The sequence below is a fragment of the Halonotius terrestris genome, assembly GCF_006861665.1.
GTDB lineage: Archaea > Halobacteriota > Halobacteria > Halobacteriales > Haloferacaceae > Halonotius > Halonotius terrestris.
The window spans coordinates 55,464-74,103 of sequence record NZ_RKLU01000002.1 but is presented as its reverse complement, the minus strand read 5'-3'; the positions used below and the strand labels follow the sequence as shown (position 1 = coordinate 74,103).

The window sequence follows — 18,640 nt, the reverse complement described above, 5'->3', positions numbered from 1 at the left end:
AAAACTCGCGCTCCAACCGTTAGTCGGCCGTCGGCACCGGCTCTTCGAGGTCGATATCGCCGCTATCGAGTTCGGCTTCGACCTGCCGGGTCGCCTCGACCATGTTCTCCATCTTGCCGTAGGCGACATCCCGCGGGAGGAGTTTCACGCCGCAGTCGGGGCTGATCGTGAGCCGTTCCGGCGGCACGATCTTCAGGCCCTGTTTGATGTTCTCCTTGATTTCGTCGACCGGTTCGACCTCGGCGGTGTGAACGTCGACGACGCCGAGTGCGAGATCAGGCACGAACTCCGGTTCGCTGAACACCTCGATCTGCTCGTAGTTGCCGTTGCAGAGTTCGAGATCGACCTCATCGACCGGGTAGTCGTTGAGTTCGGGGTAGATGCGCGAGTAGTCGCCGTAACAGACGTGNAGGCCGATGCGNACGTCNTCGTCGATNCCGNNGACGATNNGNTCGAGACACTCGCCGACGATTGCGTGGTCGTCCGGCGTCGTCGCCAGCGCGGGCTCGTCGATCTGGATGTAGCGAGCGCCCGCCTCGACGAGCNNCTCGATCTCNNNGTTGACGAGGTCGGCGAGNTCGTAGNCNANNNNCTCCTCGNNGTCGTANGCCTCGTTGAACGCCCAGTTACCCAGCGTGTACGGTCCCGTGATCGGCACCTTGACCGGCTTGCTGGCGACGTNGNTNGTGAACTCGAACTCGTCGACGAGCCACGGNTCNTCGTANGCGACNTCNNNCGNGACNGANGGCTTGTCGAAGTAGTTGTGNCCCCANACCTTNACNGGCCCNTTNAANTCGTAGCCGTCGATNCGNTCGGCGAAGTACTCGACCATTTCGTTGCGCCGGACTTCGCCGTCGACGACGGTGTCGAGCCCGCAGCGTTCGTGTTCGTGGGTGATGACGCGGGCGGCGTCGTCGTGAGCCTCTTTGAGGTTCTCCTCGTTGAACTTCGAGTCGGGGTCGTCGACGAGGTCGTCAGCGCGGTTCAGCCACTTCGGCTTGGGGTAGGAGCCGACGACGGTCGTCAGCAGGAAGCTGTCGTTGGGGTGGTCCTCGGGACGGAACTGCGCGCGGTTGTCGACGGGGCGGCTCATGCTGTCACCTCCTCGGCGTCAACGTTGCCAGCCGCTGCGGCAATCGCCTCCAGTTTGGCGAGGTGTTTGTTCACCGGCAGGTAGAACGGCTCCGTGTTTGTTGAGAGGTAGAGCCGGTCGAACTCCTGAACCGGAATCTGATCCTCGAACCACTCGACGCGCTCGTTGAGCGTGTCGGCGGATTCGACGAGAGTGTTCTGGCCGTCGGCGATGCCGAGGGCGGCGGCGTCCTTCGTGCCGAACTCGGTGATGTTCGACAGCGTGTCCTCGCGGTCGCCGGCGACGAGATCGAAGCCGAGTGCCTCCACGTCGGCGTCCATCAGGTGCGCGTAGGTCGTCTCGTCGAGCGCGCCGAAGTAGGTGTGGACGACCACGTCGGCGTCAGTCTCGCCTGCAACGGTGTCGACGGCCTCGGCAAGCCGTTCGACGAGGTCCTCGTTCGGGGGGTTCTCGACGAGGGAGGGTTCGTGCAGCGTGAGCGTCTTGTGATCCGGGAACGCCTCGACTTCGCCGGCGAGGAAGTCGGCGATGGCCCCGAAGAACTCGGCATCGTCGCCGTAGTGCTCGTCGGAAGCGAGGTCGAACAGCGAGTACGGGCCCGGCAGGACGGCCTGCAGCGAGTCGGCCGGGTCGTCGACGAGGTCGGCAGCGGCGTCGAGTTCTTCGGCCACGTCGCCCGAGAAGTCGAGGTCGCCGCGGACCTGCGGATCACGGTAGAAATTGTTGTTGTCGTAGTAGCGGACGATCCCGTTGGGGTCGACGTTGTCGTGGGTCGTCAGCGGGTGGGCGAGCATGTCGTCCCACCGGAGTTGCCCCTCAGTGATACGGTCGAGGCCAGCGGACTGCTGGTCGTCGATTACTTCGCGGCGATACTCGGCGTAGGCACTGGCGATCTCCTCGCGTTCGGTGCCGGAGATCAGATCGTGCTTTTGGTGGCCTTTGAGGTCGGAGAGCTCCTCTTTAGCCGGGTCAGGAAGGGGCAGTAGCCCCGTCGTCGTCGCAACGCGTTCAGTCATCCCTTCAGCGTTGGTGATTCGGCTGCTTAATATTTACTATGTAAGAATATGTCCTATAGTAATTTTAGAGAGGGAGATCACCGCGTTAGCCGGAGTACCGACAGCACCTCAAACGGGTACGATTCCTGTGCGACCTCAGCGGTCTCGAAGCCGGCCCCCTCGGCGAGATCGACGACGATCTCATAGCCGGTGAGGCTGCTGACCAGCAGATAGACCACCCCATCCGCGGTCAACACGCGGCCCACATCGTCGAGAAACGGCACGATGAGCCGCCGGCCGTCGGTCCCGCCGGACAGTGCGTGTTCCATCCAATCGTCCCACTCGTTGTCCGGGTCGGTCGGCAGGTACGGCGGATTAAACAGGACGGCGTCGAACTCGTCGGGGGCAAACGGCGCGACCAGATCGGCGCGAACAGCTTCGATCCCGCGCTCGCGGGCCTGCTGGCACGCGTGGGGGTTGAGATCGCTGCCGACGACGCGGGCGTCGGTTTCGCTGGCGACCTGTTCGGCGACCCACCCTGAGCCGGTGCCGACTTCGAGGACGCGATTTGGTGCAGACATGTCGTCGATGGCCGCTTTCGCCAGTAACGCGGAGTCCTCGGCGGGCTGGTAGACGTGACCGTCGACACCGCGCTGCTCGGCAAGCGACGGGCGGTCGTTGTCGCTCTCGCTTTCGTCGGTCTCGTCGCCACTATCGGCGTTATCCATCGTCGGAGTCATCGAAGCCGTGTTCGACCGCTGTCTGTGCGAGCGCGGCGAACTCAGCGGGCGCGACGTTGCCAGCCCGCCGACCGAGCAGGTCTTCGTCGGCCGCGTCAACGACCGCGTCGGCATCGTCCAGCCCGGAGATGTGAGCCGTGTTACGGATCGCGTTGCGGATCGTCTTCCGGCGTTGGGTGAAGATCGCCTTGACGAATCGGAGGAAGAATTCCTCGTCGGCGACGGTGTACTCGGGTTTTCGGGGCATCAGCCGAACGAGCGCGCTCTGCACCGCTGGCTGAGGATCGAAGGCGGTGTTCGGCACCGATTCAACGATCTCGCAGTCGGCGTAGTGTTGCGCACTCACCGAGAGCCGACCGTAGTCGTCCTCGCCGACGGCGGCGACCATCCGCTCGGCGAACTCCTGTTGAAACATCAAGACCAGCGGAATGTCTAGCGGGAGCAATCGAAACGCGATCTCGCTGGACGCACTGTAGGGGAGATTCGAGACACAAGCGGTCGCATCCGGGAGGTCGACCTCAAGCGCGTCACCCTCGATGACGGTCAGGCGGTCGGCGTCGATGGCGTCGGCGAACTCCTCGCGGAGGTGGGCGGCGAACGTGGGATCGCGTTCGATGACGGTCACGTGGTCGGCAACCGCGAGCAGGCGGTCAGTGAGGACGCCCGGCCCGCCGCCGATTTCGAGGATATGGCTGCGGTCGGCCGTATCGGGCAGATAGCCCGGAATCCGGTCGACAACGCGGTCGTCAACGAGGAAGTGTTGGTCGAAATCCGGGTTGCCGCGGTCGCCGGCCCGGCGGATCAGCGCGTCGGGATCGCGGCTGCCGGGCGATTCGGAACGAGTCATGCTACAGGGTTTGCTGCGGGCGGCCTAAACGTCCCGTTTCGGCGGCGTCGTGGGGAGGGCTCAGGCCTCGTCGTCGCGGGCGAAGGTCTTGTATTTCAGGTCATCGTCGCGGATCTCTTCGAGGACGCGCTCGACGATCACCTCTTTCGGGCGGTGGAGACCGCCGACCCGATCGGAGAGATCCTCGAAGCTCTCGTAGGGCTGGCGTTTCCGCTTGTCGATGATCTTGTTGCGGAGTTTTTTGCCGATTCCGGGCAACAGATTCAATTGGTGGAGCCGGAGCGTGATCGGCTGGGCGTCGTTGTAGAAGTCGACGAACCGGTCTTCCTCGGCCTCGACGATGGCCTCGACGGCGTATTCGAGTTCCGAGACCGCCGAATTCGAGAGGTCCTCGTACTCGATCTCGCGGGCCGACTCGATGATCGCGTCGTCGGCGTCGTCGCCAATCGTGACGCGGTCGACGATGCCGATGTCGGCCTCGTCGGTCAACGTGAGTTCCAGGAGTGAGAAGTCGTCGACGGCGACCGCGTAGGCGAGCGCGTCCTTCTGGTACTGCGGTCGGTTGTCGTCGGGGCGACCATGAGGGAGGTAGTCGAGAACAACGGCTTCGCGTGTGGTGGCGTCGCTGTCGCCGTTACCGTTCTCGGAGTCAGACATAGGGTGGACTACGCAAACAAGCTATTTAAAAAATCGGCTCCGCGCTCCAAGGGGCCCGGCTGCCGATCAGGTGTACTGCGCGACGACGTTGAGGATCTCGTCGAGCTCCTCGCCGTCGAGGGTGTGTCGCTCTTTGGCGTAGATCGCCCGGAGTTCGGTGCGGTCCTGCGGCAGCAGGTCCGCGATCCGGTGGGCGATTTTCTCGTTGACCTTTTCGAGGTCGAGGAGTTGGTCAACGAGTTCGCGGGACTCCTCGGCCTCAAGGACGGCGTGGCGGTTGACGTGTTCGATGGCACGAGCGAGTTCGTACTGGAGGTCCCGATCCTCGTCGGCAGCGCGTTCGGCCTCCACGTCGTTGAGGAGCGTTTTCACCTCGGAGATGGTGACGTACTCCTCGTCGATTTTTTCCTTGAAGATCGTCATCTACTTTTGAGCGCGCAGGTGGGCCGGCCGGGCGATCACCGTCTTTTCCTTCCCGCCGTCGACGATGCTGACGGTGTAGGCACTACCCTGTTCGCCGGTGACCTCGCCGGTGTGGCCGTTGAATCGAGGGTGGAAGCGACCCTCAGGAACGCTGGGGTCGATTTTGAGGTGGACCTTCTGGCCCTCCTCGAATTCGGTGACAGCGCGCTGCGGCGGCGACGTCCCGCCGTCGCGTGGATCGTTCGAGAGCTTTCCGCGCGTTCCGGTCAGCGGCCCATTGGAACTTGGCATAGTAGTACCTCGGCTTACGTGTGTCAGCGTATAAAAGGTGCGTTCCGTCGCGCTCGCGGCAGCGAGTCACATACGGGGACGAATCGCCCGGCAACGACCGTGCTGACGTACCGCCACGGCAGCGACCGCGCTGAGGCCGTCGCTACCGACGTAGGAACTCAGAGAGCCGCTGGCGAATGCCGTCTTCCTCGCCGAGTTTGAGATAATAGGCGTCGCCGTTGTCTTCATAGTAGTTTTCGATCCGACGATCGACCTGAAAGCCGAGGTGTTGATAAAAACCGAGGGCCGCTTTGTTCGTCGTCCGAGCGTGGCAGGTGATCGTTTGGTGGTCGTCGGCGATCTCGGCGACCAGCCGTTCGCCGTAGCCCTGTCCGCGAGCTTCGGGGGCGACAGCCAAAAAGAGGATATAGCCGTCGCGTCGGGCCGAGCCGAAGGCGACGAGTTCCCGGTCCTCGAAGTACAGCAGCGTCGTCGATCGCCGGTAGGCATCGACGAAGAAGCCGCGTCGCTGTTTGAGCACGCCCTCTTGGTTGTGGATGCGCTCTTTCAGCCGCCAGGCGCGCTCGACGTACTCGGTGTCACCCGGGCCGTCGCGCCGTCGTTCGAGATTGACGCTCACTATCATCCCTATGGCCGACGAGAGTATTAATTCCTCCGTCCGACTACCCCCTGTTCCGACCGGTGCAATTAGGAGCCCATCAGTCATAATGGCGAATATGACCCCCAGCCGCAATCGACTCCTCGGTGGCTGTCTCACACTGACAGCCCTCCTCGTGGCCTTTGTCGGACCGGCAACGGCCCACATCGAGTACGTCCGCCCGGAAGACTCCCAGCCCGCAAATGTCGCCCAGTTCCTCATCGAAGCGTTCACCACGCCGTTCATCATTGCCGTCCTGCTCGGCGGCTTCGTCGCTATCGTCGCCGGGATCGCCGGCTATCTCCTTGTGCGACCGTTCCCGGCCGACATCGCTGCCTTCCGAGAAATCATGGACGACTACCGCGATCTGCTGCCGTGGCTCTTCCGGCTGAGCATGGGGATGCCGATGATCGGCGCGGGCTTCGGCGGCTACTTCTTCAGCCCCTCGGTCCAACTGCCGTATCCGACCGTCCTCCGACTCTTCGGGATCAGCGTCGGGTTCCTCCTGCTGTTCGGCCTCGCAACACGCGTCGTCGCCGTGACGACGCTGTTGATCTATCTGGCCGTGTTACCCGCCGAACCGGGCTTGTTGTTGGCCTTCGAGTACGTCCCCGGATTGCTGGCGATCGCCCTGCTCGGCGGCGGCCGACCGAGCGCGGACGAACTGATCGCACGGATGGCGAACGACGATCGGACGCTCTACTCGGATTTCGACCCCTTCTATCGGCGGGTCGCTGTCCCCTTCGCCGAGCGGATCGAGCCCTACACTGAGTTGGTGCCGACGCTGCTCCGCGTCGGGATCGGCATCGCGTTCGTCTACCTCGGAATCACCCAGAAGCTACTGCGGCCCGGCGAGGCGTTGTCCGTCGTCGCTAAATACGACCTCACGGCGGTCGTCCCCGTCGCGCCGGAGCTCTGGGTGATCGGCGCGGGGCTGACTGAGGCCCTCGTCGGCGTGATGTTCATCGTCGGCGCGTTCACGCGCGGGTTCTCGCTGGTCGCCTTCGGGCTGTTCGTGACGACGCTGTTCGGCCTCCCGGACGACCCGGTCGTCGCCCACATCTCGCTGTTCGGCCTCGTGTCGGCCCTGCTGATCACCGGCGGCGGCCCGTACTCGGTTGACCGCTGGCTCAAAACGCGATTCGACTCCGCGGCTCAAGTCGTCGCCCGCGAGAACGGTGAACAAAGCGACCCGGCGACTGCTGACGAATCTGTCAGCGGCGACTAAGCCGCCGCAACGTCTTTCTCGCTGGCAACTGAGTTGCGTCTCGACCAGCCATCCACCCTTCTTGAGAGAACTGAATCAACTGCCGCGCCTGGCGGACTGAAAGGGCGAAACGCGCTCGGCGAACCCGGACGACGTAAGCACCGCAGTGAGCGAAGCGAACGAGGAGCGCAACGAGTCCCGGGAGTCGAGCGCGTTGAGGGCTTTCTAAGGGGATAGTGAATCGGCGATAGAGCAAATATCGTCCGCGTATCGGACGCAACGCTCTTTCGGCTCCACAGCCCACCCACAGCCATGACCACACGCGAGATCAACGGCTACCGGCTGCACCGCGTCCGGGAGCACGTCTGGGAGATACCCCCAGAAGGCGAGATGCGAGTGCCCGCGCGGCTCCTCGCCAGCGAAGCCCTCCTTGACCAGATCGGCGACGACGACACGCTCAACCAAATCACGAACGCTACCCACCTCCCGGGAATGACGACCCACGCNCTNTGTATGCCNGACGGCCACCANGGNTACGGCTTCCCGGTCGGCGGGGTCGCAGGTATCGACGCCGAGAACGGCTGTATTTCGCCCGGAGCGGTCGGATACGACATAAACTGTGGCGTCCGGATGATNNGNACAAATCTCACNTACGACGANCTCCGCGGCAGAGAGGAAGAACTCGTTAACACCTTGTTCGCCAACATCCCGACCGGCATCGGTCACGGCGGCGTCGTCGAAACCGACGTCGAGACCGTCACCGAAATCCTCGACCGCGGGCTCGACTGGGCAGTCGAAGAGGGCTACGCGACCCGCGAAGACATGCTGCACTGCGAGGATGAAGGCCGTCGCCCCGACGCCGACAGCGCGTTCGTCTCCGAGGACGCGAAGAACCGCGGCAAAAACCAGATCGGGAGCCTCGGCTCCGGGAACCACTTCCTCGAAGTCCAGCGCGTCACCGAAATCTTCGATGACGACGTGGCCGACGCCTACGGCCTCCAACCGGACCAGATCGTCGTCATGATCCACTGCGGGAGTCGCGGGCTCGGCCACCAAGTCTGCAAGGACTACGTCAACCGAATCACCGAAGAACACGCCGAGTTCAACGCCGACCTCCCGGACGACAACCTCGCGGCCGCGCCCGCGGGCAGCGAGGTGGCCGAGGCGTACTACGGTGCCATGGGCGCGGCGATCAACTTCGCGTGGGTCAACCGCCAGCTGCTCACCCACCGAACGCGGCAGGTATTCGAGCGCGCCTTCGACCGCTCGTGGGAGGACATGGAGATGGAACTCCTCTACGATGTCGCCCACAACATCGCCAAGAAAGAGGTCCACGATGTCGACGGCGAGGATCGGGAACTCTACGTCCACCGGAAAGGCGCGACGCGGGCGTTCCCGGCCGGCCGCGAGGAGGTGCCGCGAGCCTACCGCGACGTGGGGCAGCCCGTCCTGCTTCCCGGCAGCATGGGGACCGGCAGCTACGTCCTCCGCGGGGGCAGTGGGTCGCTGGCCGAAAGCTTCGGCTCGACGGCCCACGGCGCGGGCCGGATCATGAGTCGCACGCAGGCCAAACGCGAGTACGGCGCGAGCAACGTGCAAACCGACCTGCGCGACCAACAGCAGATCTACATCAAAGCCCAGGACGGCGAAACCATCGCTGAGGAGGCCCCCGGCGTCTACAAGGACATCGACGACGTTGTCGCCGTCTCGGAGGCCCTCGACCTCGCCGACCCCGTCGCCCGCACGGTGCCGGTCTGCAACATCAAAGGCTGATTACGACCAGAAGCCGCCGGAGCCCGGGCCAGATGGACCGCTCGGACCCTTCGGCGTCGACGGCCCGTCGTCTGCGAGCTCGACGCGTTCGCTCGGTTGCCGCGGATCGATCTCGCGGCCGTTTTCGAATTTGACGAAACTGAGATAGAACGATTCGCCACAGCCGGTTTCGCCGTCCCGCAGCGTCCCGTCCTCGCCGCAGGTGAATTCGACGCCGTCGACGCCGTCTTCATCCTCGAATGGGTCCTCCGGCGTGACGTACGACCAGCCCTCGAAGGGGTACGGCGTGACGGCCTTATCGTCGAGGTATCCCTCGCGTTCGAGTTCGACGAGGGCCTCGCAATGGGGACAGTAGTAGGTGACGGTGAAACTCATTACTCTCCGTTGGGCGGCGACGCTATTGAGGGCTTTGCGCGCCGCGGCGGCACGTTCGAGACAGCCGACTCACTCAATGCGGTCGAGTGCCCACGCCGCCCGGTCACGGACGGCCTCGCTGGGGTCGGTGTGGCGAATATCGCTGAGCGCGGCCGTCGCATCGCTGTCGCCGCAGTAGCCCAACGCCCAGCAGGCATGCACTCGGCTGCGCGTCCAACTGTCGTCCAAGAGGTCGATCAGTGCCGGGACGTAGGGCAGGACGTGGCGCGGATCGTCGTTGGCAACGCGGGCGAGCGTGCCAGCGGTGTTCGACCGGACGGTCGGATCCTCATCGCCCAACAGCGGGCCGATCTCTTCGGTGTAAGGCGCGATATCCATCGGGAAGCCGCGGGCGATATCACCCAGCACGCCGACCGCGTTGCCGCGGAGTTCGGCGTCGGCCGCGGTGAGTTGATCGAGCAGCGTCGGCACCGCCGGCGTCGCGGCATCGGGGTACTCGGCGGTGACGCGGCCGAGGGCGGCCGTGCTGCTGATCCGGTACTGCGTGTCGTCAGTCCGCAACAGCGAACAGAGCTGCGGTACCAGCGGCCGTATCTCCTCGGGATAGGGCTCGGCCAACACGCCGACCGTCGCTAACGCCTGCCGGCGCGGGCGGGTCGGCGTTGGCGACAACAACGAGGCAAGCGCGGGTGTCGCATCCAACGCGGCCGCCGGATCGTGTTCGGCGATATACAACAGCAGTCGTGTCGCCGCCGTATCGAGCAGCGCGCTCCCGCTGTCGACCACGTCGCTCACCGCGGGCGTGCTGTCGGCGACGGCCGCCGGATACTCTTCGGCGATTCGGAGCAGACACCGCACCGCAGTCAGCGCGGTCAACTGCCGGTCGTCGAGTCGGTCGGTGAGTGAATCCACTGCAGACAGCCCGGCCGACGGCTCGGCGGTCAGCAGCGTCCGGAACGTCCGCACCGCGTCAAATCTGACCCGGGGAGCCGACGCCGTCAACAACGGCTCGATGTCGGCCGGATTGACGAGGCCGGGCGCGGTTTCGGCCAGCGTCCGGTAGTGGCTGACACGCACTGCTGGCTCCTGCTCGTCAAGCGACGGGCGCGACGGCTCTTCGACGACGCGAACCTGTTTGATCGCCGGCAACTGGAAGCGGAGTCGCCGCGGTTCGGATTCAAGCGTCGTCGCCTCAAAGGTCGGCGGCGCGTCGGGGGCGACTTCCGCAGTCGGCACGCGGTGGGGATCGACGAGCGGGCAATCGTTGGGCGCGCTCGGCGTCGCCGCCGCAGCGAAGTCGACGCGGAACGCGGTTGCGGGACCGAACTGTTCGAAAAACGCGGTCAGTCCGGGCGCGCTGTCGGGTTCCATTCGAATCTGCAGCGGCAAGCCGGTCGGGTCGGGCGCGAACCACTCAATTGCCGCGCCGTCGCTGTCAGTGTGGCGGCGGATGAACTCGCGGACGGAGTCACAGGCGACGGCCTCCCGAGAGAGTTGCCAGCAGTCAGCGGTCCCGGTCCGCCAACAGCGCGCGCCGTCAACGATGACCGGATTCGGGCCATCGGCGTACGGCGTTAGTTCGAACTCGTCGTCCGCGGGCGGTGCGGTTGGGAGTCCATCGATCGGCTCGCCATCGGTGGTCTCGGCGGCTTCGGCGCAGGATCGACAGACCGGATTCGGCACGGCTGACCGCGGGCGTCGCTGCGGGCGGGCGAACGTGATGGCAGCGTCGTCACTCGGCGGAGCGGACTGCCCGGAAGCCGGTGTCGCCGTGGTGTCGTCAGGCGTGCCCGGAGTCGGTGCCCACGAGACGGCATCACCACAAAGACAGCAGGCTGGATCGGTAGCAGACGGGTCGGATGGCATCTGGCGGTTGGTATGGTACTGGATGGCGTAGCGCAAAAGTCTTCGGCCGCCGTTCGAGGAGCGCGAGGTCGGCCTCGCCCGCAACACATTAGGCCCGAGACGCCAACGTCCGGGTATGATTAACGAGACCGTCGAGGAGATTCAGGGGATGCATTCCCACAGCTCCTCGACTATCGCCATCAAGGCGACAGAAGCGCTCTCGGAGCTACTCGACCGGGAGTACGCCTCTGTCGACGAGTTCGAGTTGGACCTCGAACGCAACGCGGGCGCGCTCCGCCGGGCCAATCCCTCACACGCTTCTCTCCACAACGCTGTCTGGGCCGTCCAGCGTGCCGTCGTCGATGCCGCCGATACAGTCGAGGAGTCGAAGGAGCTGACCCGCGATATGATCGACCGGGTCATCGACGACATCGAGACGGGAAAGAAACGCGCCGCCAAGAACGCCGCCGATACGTTCGACGACGGCGAGACGTTCATGACTCACGACTTCTCCTCGACCGCGCTGTCAGCCGTCGAAACCGCGGCGGATGCGGGCACGCAACTCACGGCCTACGTCAAGGAAACCCGCCCGCGCTACATCGGTCGCGGAACGGCCCGCATGTTGGCGGAGATCGATCCCGTTGACCCACACCTCATGGTCGACAACGCGATGGGGCATTACCTCCCGGAGTGTGACCGCGTCGTCATCGGGATGGACTGTATCGTCGACGACACGCTCTACAATCGCGTCGGGACACTCCCGCTGGCGGCGACCGCCCAGAAACTCGGTGTCGAGGTCGTCGTCGTCGGCTCCGGCGCGAAAGTCATCAAGGACGGCTTCGCCTTCGAAAACCAGTTCCGCGCCCCCGAGGAGGTCATGCTCGAACCCGTCGAGGGAATTACCATTGAAAACCCCTCCTACGACGCGACGCCGGTCGAATTAGTGGATAAGCTCATCACCGACACCGGCGTCCACGACCTGTAGTCGCCGGCGCGCGATGGCGACGGCGTCGGCGTTGTACCTGCCACAATCGAGAAGCCCTTACGGGCCGCTCACGAAGGGGTAGCATGGACGAGTCGCGGGATCCGGTCGAATCGGCCGCCGATGGCTCGCGTGACCTCTACGATATCGCCGACTGGGAGGAACGCACCTCCATCGACGGCGCGGCGGTCGCGCTCCACTGGCTGTTGATCCGTGGCGCGAAGTGGATCGTCGTCCTCATCGCCCTCGGCATCCTCGTCGCCATCGGTGGGCTGGCCGCGATCAGCGAGCCCGCCGTCGGCATGCTTACCGTGCTGTCGGTCGTCCCCGCGGCGGGACTGACAACGTACGTCTATTACTCCGACGTGACGACGCGGGAACCGCTGTCGTTGCTCGTGACGACGTTTCTCCTGTCGATTCTGTTTGCGACGTTCGCCGCCTTAGCCAACACTGCGGCCCAGCAGTTCTTCGAGCCGCTCGGGGTTATCGGCCTCCCGCTGTTTTATTTCCTGATCGTCGGCCCGGGCGAGGAGACGGTGAAGCTGCTGGCCGTCCGGCTGTATGCCTACACCGACGCCCGGTTCGACGCCGTCGTCGACGGCGCGGTCTACGGCGCGATCGCCGGCCTCGGGTTTGCGACGATCGAGAACTCGCTGTACATTCTGCGGCAACTCTCCGAAAGCGGCGAGTTGGCGGAGTTGACGATCGGGATAACGGCACTCACGACCGGCGGCGACATCACGGCGATCCGCGCGCTGGCCGGGCCGGGCCACGTCATCTACTCGGCGACAGCGGGCTACTACCTCGGGTTGGCGAAGTTCAACCCCGAAAACAGCGGCCCGATCGTCGTCAAGGGGTTGTTGATCGCGGCGGCGATCCACGCGACCTACAACTCGACGGTCGCATCCGGCTCGTACCTCATCACGTCGATCACGGGGCTGCCGCAGATCGGCGGCTTCCTCATCTACGTCGTCATCTTCGATGCGGTCTTCGGCTTCTATCTGCTGCGGAAGCTCTGGCGGTACCGCCGAACGTACAACGAAACCGACGCTGGGGCTGTCGAAAAGCCAGCATAACGATCCGCCACAGCGGTACTCACCGCTAGGCGGGCTGTACTGGAGAGGAAAGCGGGGACTGCGGGGACGGCGTCGGTTACAGCTTCTCGCGGCCGATGCTGATGCCGGTCGGCGTGATGATGAGCTGGTCGTCGCCCTTCTGGACGATGTCGCCGTCGACTTCCTTCGAGACCTGTCGGAGTTCATCGATGATGTGTTCGATGGTGCGGTCGCTCGTGCTGTGACGGGTGATGTCGGCGATGACGAGGTCGCCGTCGTAGATGGCGTCTTTGATGTCGATGACGTCCTGTTTCCCGCTGATTTCGGCGATCCGGACCGACATGCCCGCGCCGCCGCCCGCAGGTTCGACGTCTTCCATGTCGAGTTCGACGTAATCAGAGGCCGTACGCTCTCCGCCACTGCCGAGGATCTTGCTCATTATTCCCATAGGGTATCCAGGGAGTGGTTCGCCATTAGTTCTTACGTCAGACACCCGTCAGGGTGAGGTCCTAGCAGGTCACACGGCGGCACAGCGGTTCGCCGCGTCGCCGGCGACAGTGAGGTTTTGGGCCTGCAGCGTGAGCCACCGGTATGACCTTCAGCATCTGTGTCCGGGAGCCCTACCGGACTGACGCCGACGAGCGGGCCTACCGCTTCGGCGTGGCGGTGACGACGCGGCTGCCGGGCGTCGGCGCGCTCTGTCCGTTCGTCGGTGAGTCCGGCGCGCTGGCGATCCAGAGCCACGTCGATCCCGACCTCGGCGAGCGCGCGCTCGACTACCTCGACGACGGCCTCGCTATCGACGACGTGGTGGCCGCCCTGCTCAACGCCGACGCGCCCGAACAGCGGCGCAACCGCCAAATTCACGGCGTCGACCGCGAGGACAGCGTCGTCGTCACCGGCGACTCGTGTGTCGGCGCGATCGGCGAATACGACGGCGATCATTACACCGTCGCCGGCAACCTCCTCACCGACGAAGCCGTCGTTCGGGAAACCGCCGACGCCTACGAAGCGAGTGCCTTCGGCGACCGACCACTCGCGGAGCGGTTGATCGACGCGCTGGAAGCCGGCCACGCGGCCGGCGGCGACAAGCGCGAGGCCCTCTCGGTGCAGAGCGCGGCGGTCACGGTCGTCACGACAGAATCGACGCCGTACCGGCGGTTCTACAACGATCTCCGTGTCGATGCCAGCGAGACGCCGATCGCCGACCTCAAACGGACCTACGAGGGCGCGATGTTGGGCTACGAGCAGATGTTATCCGAGTATGCCTCGGCCGAAGATATCGAAGCGAACAGACCTGAGTAACGCACAAGAAGTGGGGGCAACGAAACGGTAACAGACCGCTCAGACTGAGAAGGAATACAGGTCGTCGCCGACGTGGTGGATCGAGTCAACGACCTTGCCGGAGTCGCCGACCATGTCGTCGCTATCGGTTTTCGCCCGGCCGACGGCCAGCACTTTGCCGTGGGTTTCCTCGGCGATAGCGACGAGGTCGCCGGCGGTGATGCCGTCGTCAGCCTCGACGATGCCGGGCCGCATCACGTCCGCGCCGTTGGAGACGAAGGAGACCGCGCCCTCGTCGACGGTGACGACGCCGTGTTGTGGGGGGAACTCGTTTGCGCCCTGCACGGTGAGGAACGGTTCGTCGTCGACGTAGGCGACGAGTTTGTCGCCGTCGACGAGGACGATATCGAACTCGGTGCCGTCGAGTTCGACCAACTCGAAGCTGTCGCCCGTGAGGTCGACGCCGAGCGAGTCCGCCAGCGACTCTTGGAGGTCGGCGATGGCGTCACTGCGGAGATGGTGTCGGGATTTGACTTGCATACGCGAGCGGATGCCCGCGGGGCGAATAAATCGACCGTTCCGTTGTGGCAGCCGGGGGCCGCGGCAGCGGCGACGATCGCGGCGGCGACGCGCTACGAGTACGTATCGAGTGCTGCGATTCGGCCGTCGGCAGCGAACTGAAACACGTCGATGAATTCGAACAGGGTGTCGCCGTCGGGACCACGCAGTTCGCCGTAGGCCGCGAGGCCGGCCGTAGATTCACAGAGCGCGACGACCTCGTGGGTCGTGTCCGTCACCGGCCGCTCGTCGGCCATGAACGAGACGAACGCCTCGCGGTCGTCGAACGAGCGATCGGGGCGACGCTGGACGAAGTCGGGGTCGAGCAGCGAGCACAGGGTGTCGTACTCGTCGTCGTCGAGACAGCGGTAGTATTCGCTGACGCGGTCGGCCCGCTCCATAGCGGCATCTCGGCCGCCGGTCGCAAAGCGGTTGTGGCACTCGGAGCGGACGACATCCCCGATAATACGAACGACTAACCGTAGGGACCGCCTACTAGACGGGAATGAGTACGAAGCGACGACTATCCGGCACTCGCCGCAGCCGGACCACGATCCGCGTCGGCCCCGCGGCAGCGACCGGGTCGAGAGTCAGGGCTGAGCGGCCCGACACGAGGGTGTAGCGATGGTCCCGAAAAGCAGCGACAAGTGGGACGATTCGGGGAAGCTCAGCCGCCGCGCAGCCCTCCTGTTGATCGCCGGCGGGGGCCTGCTGGGCGTGACGGCCGCGGGCGCGTACGATCAGGTCAGTGCGCGGCGGCTCTTCGGGATCGGTGTCGACGACAACAACGCATTAGTCGGCATCGTCGACCAAGGGCCAGTCAAACGGAACGTGCGGAACCCGATGGTCGAACTCACTAACAACGCCCCCGAATCCGTGAGCTACACGGTCGCGCTGTCGAACTGCAGCGAGGGGGCGCTTCATGACAACGAGGGCGAGGAAGGCTGTTCGGTGACGGTGACGCTGGGAAGCGGAAACAGCGGCATCGTCGATATTACGGCGAAGACGACGGGGACGATCGGCTACACCGTCACCGCGAACGGGGATCGGTTCACCGTCGAAACAACCGGCAGCGTCGAGGCAGAAGTCGGCAACGTTACCGGTGCAGTAGTGATCCAGAAACCCGTCATCGACCCGGATTTCACCGCGGCCCTCCCCCAAGGCAACCGCGGCAACGTCTTCGAAATCAGGAACGTCGACATCCGGGACAACGACGATGACGACGACCTCGTCGAAGTCGCCTACGAGGTACGAGAGGGTGGCTCGAACGGGACGCTCGTCGGTGAGAAGACGGTCACGCTCGAACCGACGGCCCAGTATTCGCCGAAAGGAAATCCGGCGGAAGTGGTCGAACCGAACGCCGGCTACACGGTGCAGAGCGGCCAACGGTACACGCTCACGGTTAGAGGAACCGACGCCGACGGCAACTTCGCAACCTCGACCGTCGAGGATACGGCCTGATGGTCCCTAGAAAGCGAGCAAGAGGGCGACCGAGCCGGCAGGATTTTGCGGCGAGCGAGCAAAGCACCGCCAACCAATGGAGCGACGGAGCTATCTCGCCGCCCTCGGCGTCGCCGTCAGTGGCACCGTAGCCGGCTGTCTCGGTGGAGTCGGCAGCGGTGGTAACAGTGGCGACGGGGCCGGCGACAGCAGCGACAGCAACGGCCTCCCCGAAAGCGCGAGTCTCGAAACGGTCACCGACGGGCTGGCGTTCCCGTGGGCGATGGCGTTCCGATCGGACGGCGAATCGCTGCTGGTCACCGAACGCGACGCTGGGCGGCTCCTGCGCGTCGACCTCGCCGACGGCTCGACGACCGAAATCGACGGCATCCCCGAAGTCGAGCCCGCCGGACAGGGCGGCCTCCTCGATGTGACGCTCGGCCCCGACGACGAGTGGGCGTATCTCACCTACGCTGTCGCCAACGACAGCGGCGAAACGACGACCCGACTCGGTCGCGGGCGACTCACCGGCGCGGGTGACGACGACCGGCTGTCCGACTTCGAGGTGCTGTACACCGCCGAACCCTACGTCGATTCCGGCGGTCACTACGGCTCCCGCGTCGCCATCGGGCCCGACGGCTTGCTGTATATGACGGTCGGCGACCGCCAATCGAAGGATTTCGGCCCCGATCATTTCGCCCAAGATCTGAGCAACGATCTCGGAACGACCCTGCGACTGCGACCTGACGGCTCGATTCCAGAGGATAACCCCTTCGTCGACGACCCGGACGCCCGCGACGCGATCTACAGTTACGGCCATCGGAACGCACAGGGCATCGACGTACACCCAGAAACCGGCGCGATCTGGGAAAGCGAGTTCGGCGAGTCCGACGGCGACGAGATCAACCGAATCGAGCGCGGCGGTAACTACGGCTGGCCCGTCGCTGACGAGGGTTGTACCTACGTTACAGGTGAGGAGATCGGCGTCAGCCACGACGACCGCGACGACGTGATCGCCCCGGTTTTCGGGTGGCCCTGCGGAGCCGACGGCCCCGCGCCGAGCGGGATGACGTTCTACGACGGCGAGGCGTTCCCGGAGTGGCAGGGCGACCTCTTCGTCGGTGGGTTGGTCACACAGGACATCGTTCATCTAGCGGTCGATGGCGACGAGGTGAGCGAGGAAGCACCGCTATTAGCCGAGTTCAATCGACGGATTCGAGACGTTGTCGTCGGCCCCGATGACGCGTTGTACGTCGCTGTCGACGCCGGCGACGCGCCGATTTTGCGGATCGCTCCTAAGTGAACGCGGCGACCTATCCCCGCAACAACTCCAGAATCGGTCCGATCGTGCTTCTCGTTCGGTCGTTGATCGGCAGCGCGTCGACCATATCACCGACAACCGACCCACTCAGCAGGCCCAGCTCCTGAATCAGGAAGAATCCAACAAGCGGGAGTGTCAGCGACAGGAGGATGCCCCAGAACACGTTCGCTAACAGCCCGCCGACGAGGTTCAATCGTTTGAGGATCTGATAGACGACGGCCCCGAGAAGGAGTGCTATCAGCACGGCTGCACCCAATCCGAAAACGGTCGCAAACGTTGATTCGACTTGTGAGCCGCCTACATCGGTGAACAGAAACACCGCGAACAGGAGCCCGACAGCCACCCACAGTAGAAGCCCTATTTTCGTGAGATTGGAGTCCGAACCGAGAGCCCCCGGTGGCGGAACATCGTCCGGTGGTTGCGACACCATCGTGTGTGAAGATGTGACAAACTAATATATAGATATTGTAACCGAAGTGAAATGGCGAGTCGCGGAGTCGTTGCGAGCAGGAGATAGATCTGGATGCTGGGGCTGATTACACGGACAGCGTCGTGATATCGGGGCGGATTCGAACTACGGTCGCAGCGAAGTTGCTCCCTGTTTCGAATCCGCGTCGTGACGACTACTGCTCGCTATCGCTCGCAGAAGATAGTCCCGGGCGGATTCGAACCGCCGTCATAGGCTCCAAAGGCCCATATGATTGGCCACTACACCACGGGACTGCGATTGTACCTCGGGGTGTCGATTACATTAGTCCTTTCTTTTCGCCGACTCCCGAACCCAGCACCCATATAGCTCCGCAGTGAGGGATCACCCATGGGATTGCAACGCGTCGGCGTCCTCCTGCTTACGCTTGGCCTCTTGCTGGCGACGCTGTCGGCGGTCGCGTTCGGTGCGACGGCCGGGGGCACAGACGTTGCCTGTGACGACCACGAGCCGTCGTACTCCCTAGTCGGCGTCGACAGCGCGTCGCTGTCGGTGAGCTACACCGACGGCTGTAACACGTTCAGCGTCCAGCCACTGGTGACCGCCGGAGCCGGACTGATAGCGGCGGGCCTGCTCATCGGGGGCGTCGGCATCGGGCGGCAGCGATTGAATCGGAACGCGGAATAGCAA

Annotated in this window: 22 protein-coding genes and 1 tRNA gene; 8 read left to right on the top strand and 15 right to left on the bottom strand. The window is 64.4% G+C overall.

The annotated features are described in order from the left end of the window. Window positions 1-19: 19 nt before the first annotated feature. The 8 genes from EGH24_RS03905 to EGH24_RS03870 all read right to left on the bottom strand — a co-directional run bounded on the left by EGH24_RS03905 (window position 20) and on the right by EGH24_RS03870 (window position 5,665). Entirely contained in the window at window positions 20-1,093 is a 1,074-nt protein-coding gene (locus EGH24_RS03905; RefSeq protein ID WP_142978870.1) for a methionine synthase, read from the bottom strand. Further along, a complete protein-coding gene (locus EGH24_RS03900) occupies window positions 1,090-2,109 on the bottom strand; it encodes a 5-methyltetrahydropteroyltriglutamate--homocysteine methyltransferase (RefSeq protein WP_142978869.1) in 1,020 nt (339 codons plus the stop codon). Before EGH24_RS03900 ends, EGH24_RS03905 begins: the two co-directional genes overlap by 4 nt. A 77-nt stretch (window positions 2,110-2,186) precedes the next feature. Then, complete coding sequence (locus EGH24_RS03895) at window positions 2,187-2,816, bottom strand: HemK2/MTQ2 family protein methyltransferase (protein WP_142978868.1); 630 nt, start codon at window positions 2,814-2,816, stop codon at window positions 2,187-2,189. Further along, window positions 2,809-3,675, bottom strand: a complete 867-nt coding sequence (locus EGH24_RS03890) for a 16S ribosomal RNA methyltransferase A (RefSeq protein WP_142978867.1) — start codon at window positions 3,673-3,675, stop codon at window positions 2,809-2,811. The genes EGH24_RS03895 and EGH24_RS03890 overlap by 8 nt, the downstream gene beginning before the upstream one ends. 60 nt (window positions 3,676-3,735) lie before the next feature. Continuing rightward, the gene (locus tag EGH24_RS03885) at window positions 3,736-4,332 is read right to left on the bottom strand and encodes a DUF655 domain-containing protein (RefSeq protein ID WP_142978866.1); all 597 of its coding nucleotides are present in this window, start codon (window positions 4,330-4,332) and stop codon (window positions 3,736-3,738) included. A 66-nt stretch (window positions 4,333-4,398) separates the two neighbouring features. Continuing rightward, the gene (locus tag EGH24_RS03880) at window positions 4,399-4,755 is read right to left on the bottom strand and encodes an RNA polymerase Rpb4 family protein (protein ID WP_142978865.1); all 357 of its coding nucleotides are present in this window, start codon (window positions 4,753-4,755) and stop codon (window positions 4,399-4,401) included. Then, window positions 4,756-5,046 carry a 50S ribosomal protein L21e gene (locus EGH24_RS03875; RefSeq protein ID WP_142978864.1) on the bottom strand — a complete coding sequence of 97 codons (291 nt, stop codon included), beginning with the start codon at window positions 5,044-5,046 and terminating at the stop codon, window positions 4,756-4,758. A gap of 142 nt (window positions 5,047-5,188) precedes the next feature. Next, entirely contained in the window at window positions 5,189-5,665 is a 477-nt protein-coding gene (locus EGH24_RS03870) for a GNAT family N-acetyltransferase (RefSeq protein ID WP_142978863.1), read from the bottom strand. A 97-nt stretch (window positions 5,666-5,762) separates the two neighbouring features. Between EGH24_RS03870 and EGH24_RS03865 the strand changes: the two genes are divergently transcribed. Both EGH24_RS03865 and EGH24_RS03860 read left to right on the top strand, forming a co-directional pair. Further along, window positions 5,763-6,911 (top strand): DoxX family protein, encoded by a 1,149-nt coding sequence (locus tag EGH24_RS03865; RefSeq protein WP_142978862.1) that lies wholly within the window; start codon window positions 5,763-5,765, stop codon window positions 6,909-6,911. Between the two features lie 291 nt (window positions 6,912-7,202). Further along, window positions 7,203-8,663: an RtcB family protein gene (locus EGH24_RS03860; protein WP_142978861.1), complete on the top strand. Its 1,461-nt coding sequence runs from the start codon at window positions 7,203-7,205 to the stop codon at window positions 8,661-8,663. On the opposite strand, the gene EGH24_RS03855 is transcribed toward EGH24_RS03860, so the two are convergent. Together EGH24_RS03855 and EGH24_RS03850 are read right to left on the bottom strand one after the other, a co-directional pair. Further along, window positions 8,664-9,038, bottom strand: coding sequence for a hypothetical protein (locus EGH24_RS03855; protein ID WP_142978860.1), 375 nt, complete (start codon window positions 9,036-9,038; stop codon window positions 8,664-8,666). It lies immediately after the preceding gene. A gap of 69 nt (window positions 9,039-9,107) precedes the next feature. Then, entirely contained in the window at window positions 9,108-10,904 is a 1,797-nt protein-coding gene (locus EGH24_RS03850; RefSeq protein WP_142978859.1) for a HEAT repeat domain-containing protein, read from the bottom strand. Window positions 10,905-11,019: 115 nt separating this feature from the next. Here EGH24_RS03850 and EGH24_RS03845 point away from each other — a divergent pair, with 115 nt between their 5' ends. Then, a complete protein-coding gene (locus EGH24_RS03845; RefSeq protein WP_142978858.1) occupies window positions 11,020-11,868 on the top strand; it encodes a translation initiation factor eIF-2B in 849 nt (282 codons plus the stop codon). A gap of 83 nt (window positions 11,869-11,951) precedes the next feature. Continuing rightward, window positions 11,952-12,941: a PrsW family intramembrane metalloprotease gene (locus tag EGH24_RS03840; protein ID WP_142978857.1), complete on the top strand. Its 990-nt coding sequence runs from the start codon at window positions 11,952-11,954 to the stop codon at window positions 12,939-12,941. A 76-nt stretch (window positions 12,942-13,017) separates the two neighbouring features. Here EGH24_RS03840 and EGH24_RS03835 read toward each other — a convergent pair whose 3' ends face one another. Beyond that, complete coding sequence (locus EGH24_RS03835; protein WP_142978856.1) at window positions 13,018-13,368, bottom strand: cell division protein SepF; 351 nt, start codon at window positions 13,366-13,368, stop codon at window positions 13,018-13,020. Window positions 13,369-13,511: 143 nt separating this feature from the next. Between EGH24_RS03835 and EGH24_RS03830 the strand changes: the two genes are divergently transcribed. Continuing rightward, a complete protein-coding gene (locus tag EGH24_RS03830) occupies window positions 13,512-14,225 on the top strand; it encodes a DUF1028 domain-containing protein (RefSeq protein ID WP_142978855.1) in 714 nt (237 codons plus the stop codon). Window positions 14,226-14,264: 39 nt separating this feature from the next. Here the strand turns inward: EGH24_RS03830 and EGH24_RS03825 are convergent, their stop codons facing one another. Together EGH24_RS03825 and EGH24_RS03820 are read right to left on the bottom strand one after the other, a co-directional pair. Beyond that, window positions 14,265-14,744 carry an RNA-binding protein gene (locus EGH24_RS03825; protein WP_142978854.1) on the bottom strand — a complete coding sequence of 160 codons (480 nt, stop codon included), beginning with the start codon at window positions 14,742-14,744 and terminating at the stop codon, window positions 14,265-14,267. 92 nt (window positions 14,745-14,836) lie between these two features. Continuing rightward, the gene (locus EGH24_RS03820) at window positions 14,837-15,163 is read right to left on the bottom strand and encodes a nuclear transport factor 2 family protein (RefSeq protein WP_142978853.1); all 327 of its coding nucleotides are present in this window, start codon (window positions 15,161-15,163) and stop codon (window positions 14,837-14,839) included. A 223-nt stretch (window positions 15,164-15,386) separates the two neighbouring features. Here EGH24_RS03820 and EGH24_RS03815 point away from each other — a divergent pair, with 223 nt between their 5' ends. Both EGH24_RS03815 and EGH24_RS03810 read left to right on the top strand, forming a co-directional pair. Beyond that, window positions 15,387-16,223, top strand: coding sequence for a hypothetical protein (locus tag EGH24_RS03815; RefSeq protein WP_142978852.1), 837 nt, complete (start codon window positions 15,387-15,389; stop codon window positions 16,221-16,223). 76 nt (window positions 16,224-16,299) lie between these two features. Then, window positions 16,300-17,505, top strand: a complete 1,206-nt coding sequence (locus EGH24_RS03810; RefSeq protein ID WP_142978851.1) for a PQQ-dependent sugar dehydrogenase — start codon at window positions 16,300-16,302, stop codon at window positions 17,503-17,505. 10 nt (window positions 17,506-17,515) lie between these two features. Here EGH24_RS03810 and EGH24_RS03805 read toward each other — a convergent pair whose 3' ends face one another. Both EGH24_RS03805 and EGH24_RS03800 read right to left on the bottom strand, forming a co-directional pair. After that, a complete protein-coding gene (locus EGH24_RS03805) occupies window positions 17,516-17,953 on the bottom strand; it encodes a hypothetical protein (RefSeq protein WP_142978850.1) in 438 nt (145 codons plus the stop codon). A 220-nt stretch (window positions 17,954-18,173) separates the two neighbouring features. After that, window positions 18,174-18,246, bottom strand: a tRNA-Gln gene (locus EGH24_RS03800). Between the two features lie 94 nt (window positions 18,247-18,340). On the opposite strand from EGH24_RS03800, the gene EGH24_RS03795 reads away from it, so the two are divergent. Then, the gene (locus EGH24_RS03795) at window positions 18,341-18,637 is read left to right on the top strand and encodes a hypothetical protein (RefSeq protein WP_142978849.1); all 297 of its coding nucleotides are present in this window, start codon (window positions 18,341-18,343) and stop codon (window positions 18,635-18,637) included. The last annotated feature ends 3 nt before the right edge of the window (window positions 18,638-18,640 follow it).

Coding starts and splice junctions, on each gene's coding strand:
- EGH24_RS03810 (WP_142978851.1), top strand. CDS start 16,300: ATGGAGCGACGGAGCTATCTCGCCGCCCTCGGCGTCGCCGTCAGTGGC.
- EGH24_RS03845 (WP_142978858.1), top strand. CDS start 11,020: ATGATTAACGAGACCGTCGAGGAGATTCAGGGGATGCATTCCCACAGC.
- EGH24_RS03840 (WP_142978857.1), top strand. CDS start 11,952: ATGGACGAGTCGCGGGATCCGGTCGAATCGGCCGCCGATGGCTCGCGT.
- EGH24_RS03825 (WP_142978854.1), bottom strand. CDS start 14,744: ATGCAAGTCAAATCCCGACACCATCTCCGCAGTGACGCCATCGCCGAC.
- EGH24_RS03880 (WP_142978865.1), bottom strand. CDS start 4,755: ATGACGATCTTCAAGGAAAAAATCGACGAGGAGTACGTCACCATCTCC.
- EGH24_RS03855 (WP_142978860.1), bottom strand. CDS start 9,038: ATGAGTTTCACCGTCACCTACTACTGTCCCCATTGCGAGGCCCTCGTC.
- EGH24_RS03850 (WP_142978859.1), bottom strand. CDS start 10,904: ATGCCATCCGACCCGTCTGCTACCGATCCAGCCTGCTGTCTTTGTGGT.
- EGH24_RS03865 (WP_142978862.1), top strand. CDS start 5,763: ATGACCCCCAGCCGCAATCGACTCCTCGGTGGCTGTCTCACACTGACA.
- EGH24_RS03835 (WP_142978856.1), bottom strand. CDS start 13,368: ATGGGAATAATGAGCAAGATCCTCGGCAGTGGCGGAGAGCGTACGGCC.
- EGH24_RS03795 (WP_142978849.1), top strand. CDS start 18,341: ATGGGATTGCAACGCGTCGGCGTCCTCCTGCTTACGCTTGGCCTCTTG.
- EGH24_RS03885 (WP_142978866.1), bottom strand. CDS start 4,332: ATGTCTGACTCCGAGAACGGTAACGGCGACAGCGACGCCACCACACGC.
- EGH24_RS03820 (WP_142978853.1), bottom strand. CDS start 15,163: ATGGAGCGGGCCGACCGCGTCAGCGAATACTACCGCTGTCTCGACGAC.
- EGH24_RS03900 (WP_142978869.1), bottom strand. CDS start 2,109: ATGACTGAACGCGTTGCGACGACGACGGGGCTACTGCCCCTTCCTGAC.
- EGH24_RS03875 (WP_142978864.1), bottom strand. CDS start 5,046: ATGCCAAGTTCCAATGGGCCGCTGACCGGAACGCGCGGAAAGCTCTCG.
- EGH24_RS03895 (WP_142978868.1), bottom strand. CDS start 2,816: ATGGATAACGCCGATAGTGGCGACGAGACCGACGAAAGCGAGAGCGAC.
- EGH24_RS03815 (WP_142978852.1), top strand. CDS start 15,387: ATGGTCCCGAAAAGCAGCGACAAGTGGGACGATTCGGGGAAGCTCAGC.
- EGH24_RS03830 (WP_142978855.1), top strand. CDS start 13,512: ATGACCTTCAGCATCTGTGTCCGGGAGCCCTACCGGACTGACGCCGAC.
- EGH24_RS03805 (WP_142978850.1), bottom strand. CDS start 17,953: ATGGTGTCGCAACCACCGGACGATGTTCCGCCACCGGGGGCTCTCGGT.
- EGH24_RS03890 (WP_142978867.1), bottom strand. CDS start 3,675: ATGACTCGTTCCGAATCGCCCGGCAGCCGCGATCCCGACGCGCTGATC.